This window comes from Streptomyces sp. NPDC051963, from assembly GCF_044593495.1.
Classification (GTDB): domain Bacteria; phylum Actinomycetota; class Actinomycetes; order Streptomycetales; family Streptomycetaceae; genus Streptomyces.
In genome coordinates this window covers 968,266-982,528 of sequence record NZ_JBIUCC010000001.1, presented here as the reverse complement: position 1 = coordinate 982,528, position 14,263 = coordinate 968,266, and the positions used below count along the sequence as shown (strand labels likewise).

The 14,263-nt window shown below is 71.6% G+C and carries 14 protein-coding genes and 1 pseudogene; 7 read left to right on the top strand and 8 right to left on the bottom strand.

Going from position 1 to position 14,263, the window contains the following annotated elements; all coding sequences use genetic code 11:
• Positions 1 to 63: 63 nt before the first annotated feature.
• Together ACIHFB_RS04095 and ACIHFB_RS04090 are read left to right on the top strand one after the other, a co-directional pair.
• A pseudogene (locus ACIHFB_RS04095) lies at positions 64 to 528 on the top strand (sulfatase-like hydrolase/transferase); the annotation flags it as partial.
• Between the two features lie 98 nt (positions 529 to 626).
• Positions 627 to 1,106: a DUF6069 family protein gene (locus ACIHFB_RS04090; protein WP_400125106.1), complete on the top strand. Its 480-nt coding sequence runs from the start codon at positions 627 to 629 to the stop codon at positions 1,104 to 1,106.
• 60 nt (positions 1,107 to 1,166) lie between these two features.
• On the opposite strand, the gene ACIHFB_RS04085 is transcribed toward ACIHFB_RS04090, so the two are convergent.
• From ACIHFB_RS04085 to ACIHFB_RS04070, 4 genes are all read right to left on the bottom strand, one after another.
• Entirely contained in the window at positions 1,167 to 1,841 is a 675-nt protein-coding gene (locus ACIHFB_RS04085) for a lysostaphin resistance A-like protein (protein ID WP_400125105.1), read from the bottom strand.
• A 66-nt stretch (positions 1,842 to 1,907) separates the two neighbouring features.
• Complete coding sequence (locus ACIHFB_RS04080) at positions 1,908 to 2,714, bottom strand: SAM-dependent methyltransferase (RefSeq protein WP_365269687.1); 807 nt, start codon at positions 2,712 to 2,714, stop codon at positions 1,908 to 1,910.
• A gap of 85 nt (positions 2,715 to 2,799) precedes the next feature.
• Positions 2,800 to 3,051 (bottom strand): DUF397 domain-containing protein, encoded by a 252-nt coding sequence (locus tag ACIHFB_RS04075; RefSeq protein WP_365269684.1) that lies wholly within the window; start codon positions 3,049 to 3,051, stop codon positions 2,800 to 2,802.
• A complete protein-coding gene (locus ACIHFB_RS04070) occupies positions 3,048 to 3,923 on the bottom strand; it encodes a helix-turn-helix transcriptional regulator (RefSeq protein ID WP_365269681.1) in 876 nt (291 codons plus the stop codon). Before ACIHFB_RS04070 ends, ACIHFB_RS04075 begins: the two co-directional genes overlap by 4 nt.
• Positions 3,924 to 4,239: 316 nt before the next feature.
• Here ACIHFB_RS04070 and ACIHFB_RS04065 point away from each other — a divergent pair, with 316 nt between their 5' ends.
• The 3 genes from ACIHFB_RS04065 to ACIHFB_RS04055 all read left to right on the top strand — a co-directional run bounded on the left by ACIHFB_RS04065 (position 4,240) and on the right by ACIHFB_RS04055 (position 6,510).
• Positions 4,240 to 4,680 carry an ATP-binding protein gene (locus ACIHFB_RS04065; RefSeq protein WP_365269678.1) on the top strand — a complete coding sequence of 147 codons (441 nt, stop codon included), beginning with the start codon at positions 4,240 to 4,242 and terminating at the stop codon, positions 4,678 to 4,680.
• A gap of 48 nt (positions 4,681 to 4,728) precedes the next feature.
• Entirely contained in the window at positions 4,729 to 5,436 is a 708-nt protein-coding gene (locus tag ACIHFB_RS04060) for a class E sortase (RefSeq protein WP_365269675.1), read from the top strand.
• Positions 5,437 to 5,526: 90 nt separating this feature from the next.
• Positions 5,527 to 6,510 (top strand): trypsin-like peptidase domain-containing protein, encoded by a 984-nt coding sequence (locus tag ACIHFB_RS04055; protein ID WP_365269672.1) that lies wholly within the window; start codon positions 5,527 to 5,529, stop codon positions 6,508 to 6,510.
• Between the two features lie 6 nt (positions 6,511 to 6,516).
• Here the strand turns inward: ACIHFB_RS04055 and ACIHFB_RS04050 are convergent, their stop codons facing one another.
• The 4 genes from ACIHFB_RS04050 to ACIHFB_RS04035 form a co-directional block, all read right to left on the bottom strand.
• Complete coding sequence (locus ACIHFB_RS04050) at positions 6,517 to 6,972, bottom strand: (2Fe-2S)-binding protein (protein ID WP_365269669.1); 456 nt, start codon at positions 6,970 to 6,972, stop codon at positions 6,517 to 6,519.
• Positions 6,973 to 6,982: 10 nt separating this feature from the next.
• A complete protein-coding gene (locus tag ACIHFB_RS04045; RefSeq protein WP_400125602.1) occupies positions 6,983 to 9,055 on the bottom strand; it encodes a molybdopterin cofactor-binding domain-containing protein in 2,073 nt (690 codons plus the stop codon).
• A 190-nt stretch (positions 9,056 to 9,245) separates the two neighbouring features.
• Positions 9,246 to 10,028 (bottom strand): ErmE/ErmH/ErmO/ErmR family 23S rRNA (adenine(2058)-N(6))-methyltransferase, encoded by a 783-nt coding sequence (gene erm, locus ACIHFB_RS04040; protein ID WP_400125104.1) that lies wholly within the window; start codon positions 10,026 to 10,028, stop codon positions 9,246 to 9,248.
• Positions 10,029 to 10,318: 290 nt separating this feature from the next.
• Positions 10,319 to 11,764, bottom strand: a complete 1,446-nt coding sequence (locus ACIHFB_RS04035; protein WP_400125600.1) for a serine/threonine-protein kinase — start codon at positions 11,762 to 11,764, stop codon at positions 10,319 to 10,321.
• 226 nt (positions 11,765 to 11,990) lie between these two features.
• Between ACIHFB_RS04035 and ACIHFB_RS04030 the strand changes: the two genes are divergently transcribed.
• Both ACIHFB_RS04030 and ACIHFB_RS04025 read left to right on the top strand, forming a co-directional pair.
• Positions 11,991 to 13,601, top strand: a complete 1,611-nt coding sequence (locus ACIHFB_RS04030; RefSeq protein ID WP_400125103.1) for a flavin monoamine oxidase family protein — start codon at positions 11,991 to 11,993, stop codon at positions 13,599 to 13,601.
• Positions 13,598 to 14,239 (top strand): Rid family hydrolase, encoded by a 642-nt coding sequence (locus ACIHFB_RS04025; RefSeq protein WP_400125102.1) that lies wholly within the window; start codon positions 13,598 to 13,600, stop codon positions 14,237 to 14,239. The genes ACIHFB_RS04030 and ACIHFB_RS04025 overlap by 4 nt, the downstream gene beginning before the upstream one ends.
• The last annotated feature ends 24 nt before the right edge of the window (positions 14,240 to 14,263 follow it).

The following is a 14,263-nucleotide window of genomic DNA, read 5'->3' as shown; positions in this document are numbered from 1 at the left end:
CTTCCCCGGCAGCCCCCCGACCAGGTCACCGGTCGGCCGGGGCTGCCGTTTGCTTTCCCGCGCACCCGTTTCGACCGCTTCTACACGCCCACCGCGATCTGCGCCCCGGCCCGCGCCAGCCTGCTCACCGGCCAGGCGCCGTTCCGCCACCGGATGCTCGCCAACTACGAACGCAACGTGGGCTACTTGGAGGATCTGCGCGAGGACGCCTTCACCTTCCCATCCGCCCTGGCCGACCGGGACCCCCAGCTGGGCCTGATCGGCAAGTGGCACGTCGGCACCCACCGGAACGCCGCCTCGTACGGCTTCGACGGCCCCGACCTGCCCGGCCGGCACAACCCCGTCGACCACCCCGACTACCTCGCCTACCTGGAGGGTGCGGGCCGCCACGAGCACGGACGGGGAGCACTGGACCTGGACCGGCGTGTGGACCCTGCGCGACGAGCAGCCCCTCAGGATCGGCCTGGTCTCCCAGAACACTGCCGGCGGCATCGCACGCTTCGACTACGTGCGCACTTCGAAGAATTCGAAGAACTTTCCCCGGTGACCGCTCAGTTCTGCGACGGGGCTCGGTCTTACTCCACGAAAGGCACACCGAGCCCCGAAGCCGAACAGGAGACCCAACCATGAGCGTGACCGTGTCCCAGACCCAGACCCTCGCCCAGTCCGCGTCCACGCCCCGCCGTACCACCCGCTTCCTCGACAGCCGCCCCGTATGGCTGGTCGGTGTCCTCGCGGTCCTCGCGGGCGCCGTCGTGACCGAGGCGTTCTCGCTCGTCTGCCGGGCGGCCGGAGTGCCGATGGCAGCGGCGAGTCCGGGTGCAAAGGAGGCCGCGGAAATCCCGGTGGGCGGCTTCGCCGGCGGAGTGATCTTCTGGTCGGTCGCCGGGGTCGTCCTGGCCGTGGCCCTCGCCCGGTGGGCCGGCCGGCCCGCCCGCACCTTCACGGCGATCACGGTCGCGCTCACCGCGCTGTCCCTCGCCGGACCCGCCGTCGCCCCGCACACGGCCACCTCCACACAGATCGTCCTGTCCGTGTCGCACGTAGTGGCCGCCGCCGTCATCATTCCCCTGCTTGCGCGCCGGCTTGCGCCCCGGAGCCGGTGACCCGGAGATCGACGCCGACCGACCAGCCCCGCCTTCGGCAGCCGCCGAGGAGCGGGGCTGTCAGCTGTCGAGCCACCACCGTGGTGCCGCCCAGGCCAGCGCGTAGCTGAAGGCATTGACCGACCAGTGCAGCGCCGCGGGCGCCAGCAGGCTGCCCGAACGGCGGCGCACCTCGCACAGGACGACGCCGGCGGCGGCCGTGGCGGCGATGGCCACGGCGACGGTCGAGGCAACCGCCGCCGGGCCGTCTCCGAAGACGGAGGCGACGGCGGCGTTCGAACGGTTGAGACCATGGGAGGGCAGCAGGTGCCAGAGCCCGAACAGCAGCGACGACACGGCCGTGGCCCATGCCGTTCCGTGCCGACGCCGGATCATGGCCCACAGCACGCCACGGAACGCGGTCTCCTCCAGCAGCACCGTGCCGAACGGCACCCGCACCAGCACTCCCCACAGCAGCCGTCCCAGCGACAGATCGGCCGCCCGGGAGTCCCGGAACGCCTCGCGGCTCGACGGCACGGCCACGAGGAGGAGCAGGACGAGGAGAACGACTCCGGCCAGGACGGGAGCCCACCGCAGCCCCCGGCGCATCCCCGCCGCGTCCAGTCCCAGCTCCTCCGGGGTGAGGCCGTCCCAGCGGGCGATCATCAGCAGCGCCGCCGTGGCGGTCACACAGGTGATCACGTACATGACGGGGTTCCGCGCGAGCCAGTTGTTGAGCAGGTTCGCGACGGCCATGACGACAACGACACACACGATCGGCATCGGCTACAGAATCCCCGACACGGCGGGGCTGGGCGACGGCTACGGCTTGATGCCCACCCCCGTCCACAGGCTGACCTCGGCGTCCGAGGCGGTGGGCGCGTCGTCCGGGCGCCAGCGGTGGCCGACGGTGACGCCGGGGTCGAGCAGTTCGAGTCCGTCGAAGAAGCGGGCGACGTCCTTCTGGGAGCGGAACTGCACCGGCGTACCGGCGTTCGTGTAGATGTCGGTGACCTTCTGCCAGGTGGCCGGGTCGAAGTCGGGGGTGCAGTGGCTCAGGGCCAGCGCGCTGCCCGAGGGGAGAGCGGCCAGCAGACGGCCCAGGATGCCGTGCGGGTCCTGGGCGTCCGTGACGAAGTGCATCAGGGCGTTGAGCGACAGGGCCACGGGCCGGTCCAGGTCGAGGACCTCCGCCAGCTCGGGGGCGCTCAGCAGCGCGTCCGGGTCGTTGACGTCGGCCTCGATGTACGTGGTGAGGCCCTGGGGCGTGCTGCGCATCAGGCGCTCGGCGTACTTCAGGACGAGGGGGTCGTTGTCGGCGTAGACGACGCGGGCCTCGGGGACCGCCGACTGGGCCACCTGGTGCAGGTTCGGCTCGGTGGGGATACCGGTGCCGATGTCCAGCCACTGGCGGATGCCGTGCTCCTGCGCGAGGACGCGGGTGGCGCGGTGCATGAACGCACGGTTTTCGCGGGCGCACACGAAGATGCCGGGGTAGGCCGCCGCCACGGTCTCGGCGGCCTGCTTGTCGACCTCGAAGTGGTCCTTGCCGCCGAGGTAGTAGTCGTACATCCGGGCGGAGTGGGGCCTGCTGGTGTCGATGTCCCGCGCGGCGTGGGGGTTGGTCATCCTGTCCCTTTCGGTGAGGTGCGTGGGGGGCGTCGGGCAGGTCGTGGCCGGGGGGCGGCTCGGTCCTTCCCGCAGATGAGAGGGGTCAGCCGATTGCCAGGTGGTCGGCGAGACCGCGTTTGACTCCGGCGACGAACGCGGCCATCTCGGCCGGGGTGTAGATCAGCGCGGGGCCGGCGGGATCGGTCGACTGCCGCAGGGCGACGCGGCCGTCGGAGAGCTGCTTCGTCTGTACGCACTGGCCGCCGTTGGGGCCGCTCCAAGGAGACTCCCAGCCGTGCTCGCCGAGGTCCGACGCGGGCATTCCGTTGTAGACCTGACCGTCGATGGTGGTCATGAATACTCCTTGCGCATGCGGTTCAGGAGTGCCCTGCTGTCCGTGTCCGAGGTCAGCAGGGACATGCGGTTGTGCGCCTCGAGATGGGCCACGACATCGGAGCGCTGGTCCAGATACATGGCACCGGACAGGATCTCCGTGTAGACGATGTCGGGCAGTTCCGGTTCCTCGAAGCGGAAGTAGGTGTACGGCGCGCACACCCCGACATGGGCGCCGGCGGTGAAGGGCACGACGTCGACGCTGACGTGCTCCAGCCGGGAGACCTCCAGGAGCCGCTCGATCTGCTCCCGCATGATCTCGGAGCTGCCGACCACCCGGTGCAGTACGGCCTCCTCCATCACCACCCACAGCGTGGGGGCGTCAGGTCTCTCCAGCAGGCCCTGTCGACGTAACCGCAGGTCCACACGGCGCTGAAGATCCTCGTCGCCGTCGTTGGGGAACCCTCCGCTCAGCACTCCGCGTGCGTACCGCTCGGTCTGGAGCAACCCGGTGACGTAGTGGGGCTCGTAGGTGCGCAGGGTCTTGGCGCCGGTCTCCAGACTCACGTAGGCGCTGAACCAGTTCGGCAGCACATCGCGGTACGCATGCCACCAGCCGGGTTCGTTGGCCCGCTCGGCGAGGGCGACGAACTCGTCGATCTCCTGCCGGTCGGCCCCGTAGGTCTCGAGCAGCTTCTCCACGTAGAGCGGCTTGAGGGCGACCTCCGCCTTCTCCAGGCGGCGGATGGTCAGGGACGTCACGCGCAGGGCCTTCGCCGCGTCGTCCAGCGACGCGCCCGCCTCCCGCCGACGATCTTGCAGCCGTCGGCCGAGGATCATGCGGAGAACGGTGGGTGCGCCGGCGTTGCCTGCGCCCGATCGACCTTCGCTCACGCCCTACCTCCTGATGGACCGTCATCAGTGTGACTCTGACAGTGACTTGCTGATTCAGCCAGAGCGATACCGGCTTGCTGAAATTATCAGGGAGTCGGTTGCAGCTTGAACTAGGGTGCGAGCATAGTTACTTGTGTGAACCGTCCCGCCACACGCGAGCCGCTTCATCGCCGATCTCTCATGCCCCTCATGAGAGTTGGTATGCGCCGATACCCACGGCGCCGGGCCCGTCAGAACAGCACACCCCTCCCGCGCAGGCCTTTCGCTGACCTTCCTCCGCTCCCCGCGGCGACCGCCCCCCACGGAAGGCGAAACCGTGTCCCCCCACACGACCTCCACCCCGCTGTCCTTGGACGCCTTCAGCCCGGACCGGACCCATTGGCTCGAACTCCCCGCGCAGCGTTCCAGCGTCGGAGTGGCCCGGCGCTCGATGAGCGCGCGACTGAACGCATGGCAGCTGCCGGGCGAGCTCTGCGCGGACGCCCTCCTGCTGCTGTCCGAGCTGGCCACCAATGCCGTCCGGCACACCCTCAGCGCGCGCATCCTGTGCGGCATGGGCCTCGTCACGGACAGATGTCTGCGTGTCGAAGTGCACGACCGCAATCACCTGCGCCACGGTCTGCCCCCGTGCGAGTCGGGCCCTGACGACGAGGGCGGTCGCGGACTGTTCCTCGTGGATCAGCTGGCCGAGACCTGGGGAGTCGACCGGTCGAGGCTCACCGGCGGCAATGCCGTGTGGGCGACCTTAAGGGGCTGAGCCGGCGGCGGGAACACCAGGTCGGCTCTCGTTCGTTCCGCGAGTGCCATGGCCCGTTCCCGAGCGCGTCCCGCTTTCCTGGCCGGCGTCGGCATCGCCGTGCTCCTCGGCTGCTCCGGCGGCGAGGGCACCACCGGCGACCAGACGCGTGCCCGGGAATCGTGGTCCCCCGCGACGAAATCGGCTGCACCCCCACAGCAGTCCCCTTCGGCGCAGCCGGCTCCGCCCAAGACCGGCGACCCGCGTCGGACCGCCTCGCTGACCATTGAGGACATCGGCGTCGAGGGCCTGCGCGTCGTCCCGTACGAGGGGACGACGGACGACGAACCGGGCACCCGGATCCAGAACCGCGGCCTCGCGGCCAGCCCGTACGGCGAGCGGGGCGGTGTCGGCCCGGGGGAGGTCGGCAACTACCTCGTCACGGCCCACCGCCTCTCCGCCGGCGGCCCCCTGCGGCTGCTTCCGGACCTTGACGTGGGCGACCCGGTCTTCGTCACAGCGGGCGGCACGCGCTATGAGTACGAGATCACCGACACCAGAACGACGTCCTTCCGCTCCGCGCGCTCGCTCGCCGAGCAGCGGGCAGCCGTGCCGGGCTCCCCGGGCGAGCGCCCCACCCAGGCCATGATCACCGTCTCGACCTGTCTGACCCCCGAGGACAACGCGGCCGGAAACTACTGGCGCGACGACAGGGGCAATCCCGAACACCGTGTCGACAAGATCGGCGTGCTGACGTCCGCACAGCCGGCGGAGTGAGGACCGGTGCCCTTTTCGGCCGCAAGGGTGTAAGCATGTAATCAGCCCCTTGGGCAAGCGGGTCCCTTGGGCAGGCGGAAGGTACCGCTCGTGGCCGAGACAGTCTCCGAGCCCGACCGCTCCGGCATGGAGCAGGCCGCACTCGACACCTACTCCCTGATCGTCACCGAGGTCGCCGCCGAACTCACGCCCAAGGTGGCGGCCCTGAACGTCGCGCACCGCAGGTCCAGAGGGCGGTTCGTGGTCGGCACCGGCTCCGCGGTGGTGTTCACCGACGACGGTTTCCTGCTCACGAACGCCCATGTCGTCGGGCACTCCGACGCCGGCACGGCGTCGTTCGCCGACGGCACGACCACCCCGTTCCACGTCATCGGCGCCGATCCGCTGTCCGACCTCGCGGTGGTCCGCGCCGACGGTCCCACCCCGCCCCCGGCCAGGCTGGGCGAGGCCGACGGGCTGCGCGTCGGCCAGCTGGTGGTGGCCGTGGGCAACCCGCTCGGACTGGCCGGCAGCGTCACCGCCGGCGTGGTCAGCGCCCTGGGGCGGTCGCTGCCCACCAGTGCCGGTGCGGCCGGCCGCATCATCGACGACGTCGTCCAGACCGACGCCACGCTCCACCCGGGCAGCTCCGGCGGCGCACTCGCCACCGCCGACGGGCGGGTCGTCGGCATCAGCACCGCGATCGCCGAGGTCGGCCTCGGCCTGGCCATCCCGATCAACGCGACCAGCCGGCAGATCGTCGCCACCCTGCTCGCCCACGGCAGGGTGCGCCGCGCCTGTCTCGGGGTGGCCGGTACCCCCGCCCCGCTGCCGCCACCGCTGCGGGAGCGGACCGGCCGGCGCACCGGCCTGCGCATCGTCGAGGTCGTACCCGCCTCTCCCGCCGCCCGTGCCGGGCTGCGCACCGGTGATCTGCTGATCACCGCGGGAGGCGAGCCCGTGACCAGCGCGCAGACACTCCAGCGCCTGATGCTGGAGGACGCCATCGGGCGTCCACTCGCGCTGACCGCACTGCGCGGCGGTGCCCTCGTGGACGTCATCGCCACGCCCGTGGAGCTGATCGCGGACGACTGAGGCGGATCAGTCCTGCGCCGCCGCCTTCTTGATCGCTTCGCGGATCCGGGAGTAGGTGCCGCAGCGGCAGACGTTCTCGATCCGGTCGATGTCGGCGTCGCTCGGTTCGGGCGTCCGCTTCAGCAGTGCCGCCGCGGCCATGATCTGGCCCGGCTGGCAGAAGCCGCACTGCGCCACGTCCACGTCGAGCCAGGCCTGTTGGACGGGGTGCAGGGTGTCGCCGTCGGCCAGGCCCTCGATGGTGGTGACCTCGCGTCGCGCGCAGTCGGCCACGGGGACGACACAGGGCTGGATCTCCGCGCCGTCGAGATGGCTGGTGCAGGCACGGCAGACGCCGACACCGCAGCCGTACTTGGGGCCGGTGACGTCCAGCAGGTCGCGCAGCACCCACAGCAGCGGCATGTCGGCCGGTGCCTCGACGGTGACCGGCTTGCCGTTCAGGACGAAGGAGTAGGACGGCATCGGCACCTTCTCAGAAGTCGACCGGGAAGCGGCGGGGCCGGGTCCCGGTCGCGCGGGCATAGGCGTTGGCGACGGCGCCGGCCGCGGCCGGGACACCGAGTTCGCCGGCTCCGCCGGGTTCCCGGCGGGAGGGCAGGATGTGCGCCTCGAAGTGGAGCGGGGCGTGCTGCTGGCGGGCGTAGCGGAAGTCGGCGAAGCTGCCCTCGCGGACGGCGCCCCGGTCGATGTGCAGTCCGGCCTGGAGCACGGTGGAGATACCGTCGACCGCGGTGCCCATGAGCTGGGCCTCAAGACCGCGCGGATTGACGGCCGTTCCGACGTCGGCCGCCATGACGACCCTGGTCACCCGGGGCTGCTTCGGATCGGTGGCGTCGATCTCGACCAGACAGGCCACGCAGGAGCCGTACTCCTCGTGTACGGCCACTCCCTGCGCCTGCCCGTTCGGCAGCGGCCGGCCCCAGTTCCCGGCGGTGGCGACCTTGTCCAGTACGGCCTTGACGGCCTTGCTCCTGAGTGTCGTACGGCGGAAGGCGACCGGATCCTTGCCCAGGCTCCGGGCGACCTCGTCGACGACGATCTCCTCCGCGGTCCGCACCGTCCCCGAGTCCACGGAACGCCAGGCGCCCAGCGGCATCGCCAGCTCCACCGAGCCCGAATCCCCGGACAGACGCCCGAAGTTGTAGAGGCCGCTGTCACTGGGCAGCGGGGTAGCGCCGCCCTGGCCGGTCAGCCCCTTCTCGTCGTACGACTCACTCACCGAGGCCGTCGCATGGGCGAACGCCACCACCCTGCCCCGCGCGTGGCTGGCCCGGATCCGATGGTGGGAGGCGGGGCGCATCCTGCCGTGCCGGGTGTCGTCGGCGCGGCTCCACATCAGCTTCACCGGCAGCCGGGCGGCCTTCGAGATCAGGGCCGCCTCTATCGCCACGTCGTCGTTGAGCCGCCGTCCGAACGATCCGCCGCCCCGCACCACATGGACCTTCACCTTCGAGGCCGGCACGCCCACGACCGAGGCGATGGTGTCCCGTGCGCCCATGGGGCCCTGGGACGAGAACCAGATCTCGGCCCGACCGGCGCGCACGTCCGCCACCGCGGTCAGCACCTCCATCGGCGCATGGCTGACGAAGGCGAACTCGAACTCGGCCGCGACCTGTGCCGATCCGCTCGGCGGTGCCCCGAGAGCGGGGACGGCAGCCCGCAGCCGGCTGCGGATCGCGGCGTCGGACAGCCGCGCCAGCGGACCCGGAGCCCACTTGATCCGCAGGGCGTCCCTGGCCTTGAAGGCGTGGTGGAAGGACTCCGCCACGACGGCGACACCGGTGTCCACCTTGACGACCTTCAGGACCCCAGGCATCGCGCGCGCCGCCCGCGCGTCCACCGAGACGACCTTCCCGCCCAGCGTCGGCGGCCGGGCCACGACGGTCGGCTTCGCTCCGGCCACCGACAGGTCTCCGGTGTACTTCGCCCGGCCGGTGACGATGTCCCGCGCGTCGATCCGGCTCGTCGGCCGCCCGATCACCCGGTGCCGGGACGCCGGTTTCGGCTTGCTGGGGACGGCCGGACGGCGGACTCCGGCGGCGACCGCTGTCAGGGACCCGTACGTGGCCGTACGTCCGTCCGGCGCGACGACCATGGTGTCCCGGGTACGCAGGGTCCGCGCCGGGAGATGCCACCGCCGGGCGGCCGCGGTCACGAGCCGGGCGCGTGCGGTGGCCGCCAGCCGGCGCGCGGGGCCGTACAGCGAGCTCACCGAGCTCGAACCGCCAGTGAACTGGTTGCCCTTGGTGCGGGCGTCGGCGAGCGGGATGCGCACGTCCACCAGCCGGGCGTCCAGCTCCTCGGCGACCATCATGGCGACCGCGGTCGTGATGCCCTGGCCGACCTCGACCCGCGGCAGCCGTACGACCACCTTGTTCGCCTCGGTGACCTCCAGGACGAGCATCTCGTCGTCGGTGCCCCGCACGACGACGTCGGAAGCCCCGCGCGTGCCCTGAGCGGCCGTCTCGGCACCCTCCGCCCGCGGCCCGTCGCAGCCGAGGGGGGCCGCGACGGTCAGTGTGGACGCGGCGAGCGTGTAGACCATGAACCCGCGGCGGGACACCCCGCGCCGGGGCCGCCCGTCCTGGGACGCGGCACCCACGGCGGAAGACTCGATGCCGTCCAACGGACCACTCCTCTGCGTGCGTCGCCCTCTGCCTTCGTTTAGAGGGCCCGGATCGCTTCGGGGTTGCATGTCATGTGAGTTGATGCCGCGGCCTGTGCGGCACCGGCGCTCAGCCGGCCGCGAGGACCTCGTGCAGCCGCAGCCACTGCCCCGGTGACGCCTCGCCGACCAGCGTGCGCGGAGGGAGGCGCGCGGCCCGGAACGCCGCGTCGACGCGGCGCCCGGGATGGGCGCGGCGCAACGAGGCGTGCAAGGAGCCGCCGACCCCCGAGAAGCCCAGCTCGACCAGGCGCGACCAGGAGCCGTACGCGTCCGGGGCGATCAGCGGGGTGCGGCGGCGCTCGATGCGTACGACCCCGGCGTCGACCCGGGGCACCGGCCGGAACCGGGTCCGGGCGACGCGTCCGAGGAACCGCCACTCGTGGCGCGGCCAGCTCCGGATCGTCAGCAGGGTCCAACTCCCGTAGTCCCCGGTGCGTTTACGGGCGTACTCGAGCTGCGTGAGGAGCGTGGCGTCCGTCAGCGCGGGGGCCCGCAGGCACCAGTCGACGACGTCCGCGGTACGGGAGAAGGGCACGTTCCCGGCGACGGAGAAGGGGGCACGCGGGGGCCTTGCGGCGAGGAAGTCGCCGCCGATGACCCGGACGTGAGGAGCGGTGCCGAACCGGGCGCGCAGCCCCGGAACGAGCCGGGGGTCGATCTCGTAGGCGAGCAGCTCCCGACAGCGGGGGGCGAGCGACTCGGTCAACGCGCCCTGTCCCGCACCCACTTCGACGACGAGGGTGTCCCGCCGCGGATACGGGACGGCGAGCCGGGCGAGCCGGTCGGCGGTGGCGTGGTCGGCCAGAAAGTTCTGCGAAAGCGCGCGGGAAGCGCGAATGGTGCGGGCCATGGCCTGCGGTCCTTGTCTTCCGTGAAGGGCATACGGGCAGACGAAGGCCCCGACCGGAGACAGGAGGATGAGGAGAGGAAAGCCCTACGGTGCAACCGTCAGAAGGCGTGGTTCCCCGGGCCGGTCAGGGCACCGGGGGCGCGGCGCGGCCGCATGGCCTGCGCGCAGCCCCGGCCGAGACCGGAGTTCACGATCGCGTTGATTCCCACGTGCAGCACGCTAGGGGCAGGGAGGTGGGCGGGACAATTGAATTTCGGCGGGGAGATCGCGGGGACCGTCGCCGGACCGGATCAGTCGGAGTCGCGGGTGCACCGCCCCGTCGGGTTCGTCGCCGGGGGCCGGCACTGGAGGGCGAAATCGGCCGGGCTCGCGCTCAGATAGCGGCCCATGCACCCGTTCGCCGTGGTACGGCCGCGCTCGGCGCAGAAGGCCAGCGCCGCGCGACCGTCGGTGAAGGGGCCCGGGGCGTAGATCACCCAGAAGCCCGGGCGGAGGGAGGCGTAGTCGTCACTGCGGACGAAGACGGCCTCGGGCACGGACGCACGGATCTGGGCGAGGCGCTGATCGCGGGCCGCGGTGCCCGAGGAGAACGGTTCGGAGTGGAGCTGGGCGATCCAGCCGCCGTTCCCGGCCGGTGCGGCGGACGGCGACGCGGACGGGGTCGGTGTGGGCGACGGGCTCGGGGGAGTGGTGACGGCGCCCGGTGCGGAGGAACCGGTCTCGGCGGTGCCGCTCTCCGCGGCACCGCCGACGTGCTTCTTCTCGTCGCCGGTGCCGCGCAGGGCGAGGACGAGGGCGACGGCCGCGCCGACGGCCAGCACGGCGGTCACGGCGACGAGGACCGGCGTACGACGGCGGGCCGACTGCGCGGGGCGCGTGGTGTCCTGGGGCGTGGGCGCCGGCGTCGGCATGGTCGCGGCGGTGAGCGTCGGCCGCACCCAGAGCGGTGCGGCGCCGGACTCGACCTGCTCCAGCATCGCGTCCAGCTGCTCGGCGCGGGGGCGGGCCGCCGGGTCGTGCACCAGAAGGGCCTGGAGCACGGGGGCGAGCGGGCCGGAGCGCACGGGTGGGGGCACCGGGTCCTCCAGCACGGCGGTCAGCGTGGCGAGCGTGCTCGCGCGGCGCAGCGGACTCACCCCCTCCACGCACACATACAGGACCAGCCCCAGGGACCACAGGTCGGACGCCGGGTTGTCGTCGCGCCCGCGGAGGCATTCGGGAGCGATGTACTCGGGTGAGCCGACGAACTCGCCCGTGGCCGTCAGCGTGCCGGCGCCTTGGAGAGCGGCGATGCCGAAGTCGGTGAGCACGGCCGTGCCGTCGGGACCGAGCAGGATGTTCGCGGGTTTGACGTCCCGGTGCCGGATGCCGGCCGCGTGCGCGGTGCGCAGACCGGAGAGCACCTGACGGCCGATCCGCGCCGCCTCCACCGGGTCCAACGGACCGTCGGCCAGCCGCTGTTGGAGCGAAATGCCCGGCACCAGCTCCATCACGATCCACGGGTGGGGCTCCGCCTCGATGATCTGATGCACCGTCACCACATGCGGGCTGTTGAGCCGCGCCAGTGCCCTGGCCTCGCGCATGACCCGCTCGCGTACGACCGGGGAGGCCTCCGCGTCCGGGCGTACGGCCTTGAGGGCGACCTCGCGATGCAGCACGGTGTCCCGGGCCCGCCACACCGTGCCCATCCCCCCGCTGCCGAGCCGTTCGAGCAGCTCGAAGCGTCCGTCGACCATGTCCCCTGGTGCGTTCACCCGCACAGATTAGGGCAGCGGCCGGCTCCCGGGCGCGTTCGGTCCGCTCGCATGCTCATGCCATGGATACGTCATTGGTGCGGCGCTGTAACACTCCTGACGGAGGCTCGTGCGGTACCTCCGGTCTCAGCAACAACTCGCCCCCCACGTGACCGGGTTGATCGGACGATGTCGCGTCCGGACCGTGGGCGCGGGCTGGGAGGACTGCATGGCGGACGAGAGATCCATGGCATCTCGGCGGGACCTGTTGCGTTCCGTGGGGATGGCCGGCGGTGCGGGGGTGCTCTACTCGGCGATGGGGGCGCTGGGCCTCGCGCCGGTGCCGGACGTACGGGCCGCGGAGTACCGGGCGCCTCGCAAGAGCGACTTCGCACTCAGCGGGCGCAGTGCGAAGCAGGTCCTGGTCCTCGGCGGCGGCATCGCCGGCCTGGCCACGGCGTACGAACTCGGCAAGGCGGGGTACGACTGCCGCATCCTGGAGGCGAAGGACCGGCCCGGCGGCCGCAACTGGACGGTGCGCGGCGGCACGACCCTGACCGATCTGGACGGCCGCAAGCAGACCGCGTCGTTCTCCAAGGGCCAGTACATGAACGCGGGGCCCGCCCGGCTGCCCCAGTCGCACATCACGCTCGAGTACTGCCGTGAACTCGGCGTCCCCGTCGAGGTGTTCACCAATCAGAACGCCAACGCCTACATCTACCACGAACGCAGCGCAGCCCTCGCGGGACAGCCGATCCGCTGGCGCACCGCGAAGGCCGACGTCTACGGCTACGTCTCCGAACTCCTCGCCAAGGCCACCGACCAGGGCGCCCTAGACGCGCAGCTCACCACCGCCGACAAGGAGCGGCTGATCGCGTTCCTCCAGAACTTCGGCGCCATCAAGGGCAAGGCGGACGGCTACGCCTACACCGGCACCGACCGGCGTGGCTACTCCGTCGAGCCGGGGGCCGCGTTCGAGGAGGGCACGGTGCTGGGGCCGGTGCCCTCGCTGTCGGACGTCATCGCGAGCGGCGTCGGACAGCGCTTCTCCTTCGAGTTCGGCTACGACCAGGCCATGCTCATGTTCCAGCCCGTGGGCGGCATGGATGCCATCCCGTACGCCCTGGCCGAGGCGATCGGACGGGACCGGATCACCTACGGCGCCCAGGTACTCGAGGTGAAGAACCTCGCGGACGGCGCCGACGTCACCTACCGGGACGCCCGGGGCCGTACCCGCACCCGGCACGCCGACTTCGTGGTCGCCGCCCTACCGCCCATGGTCATGGCCCGCATCACACACAACCTCGGCGCGGACATCACGGCCGCACTGAAGTATCCGGTCGCGACACCCGTCGGCAAGATCGGCCTGGAGTACCGCAGCCGCTGGTGGGAGACCGACGAGCACATCTACGGCGGCATCACGCCCACCGACACGGACCTGGCCACCATCTGGTACCCGTCCTACGGCCACTTCGGGCGCCGCGGCACCCTCATCGGCTACTACAACTTCGGCGCCGACGCCCTCGCGTACAGCGCCCTGCCGCACGAGGAACGCCTCGCGCGGGCGGTGAGCCGCGGTGTGCGGATCCACGGTGAGAAGTACCGCACCGAACTCGACCGTTCCTTCAGCGTGGCCTGGCACCGCACCCCGTACATCGAGGCCGGCTGGGTGGCCTGGCCCTCGCAGAACGGCCCCGAGTACAAGCTCCTCAACCAGCCCGCGGGACATGTGCACTTCGCGGGCGACTGGCTCAGCCATGTCATCGCCTGGCAGCACGGCGCGTTCAGCTCGGCCCGCAAGGTCGTGACCGACATCCATGAGAGGGCGATGGCCGCATGAACCGACGTACGAAGGTCGTCATCGGTACGGCACTGACCGCATCCCTCCTCACGGGCGGCAGCGCGCTCGCCGACGCCCGGGGCTGGTGGCCCGGCTCGAAGGAGGTGCGCGTCATGCTGCCCGACGGGCAGTCCAACCCGGCCATCGCCAACGGCGTGGCGACGGGCGGCGAGGTGGCCGTGTACCAGAGCAGCGGTCTCGGGCCTTCGGCGCTCAACCCCGCCGCGCCGGAGGGCACTCCGGAGCGCTACACCGACCCCTCCCTCACCGAGGGCGCCGAAGGTGTGACGATCACCGAGGCGCAGGCGCTCGTCGTGCTGCGCAACATCAGGTCCAACCTCACGGCGGCGGGGCTCACCCCGTCCGACGTCATCACGATGAAGTGCTATCTGATGAAGCCGCCCGGCGCCGCGACCGCCGACTACGCGGGCTGGAACCGCGCCTATCGGCAGTATTTCGCCAACATCGACCTGACGACCCATCAGGTCGTCCCGGTGCCCATGGGTACCTCCGCCCCGAAGCCGCCGTTGCTCGCCAACAAGGCCCGCCCGGCGCGGGCCACGATGGAGGTCGCCTCCCTGGCGGTCCCGGGCTGGCTGGTGGAGGTCGAGGTCACCGCGGTGTACCGGAAACGCTGAAGGCCAAGATCGGCCGAGAAACGC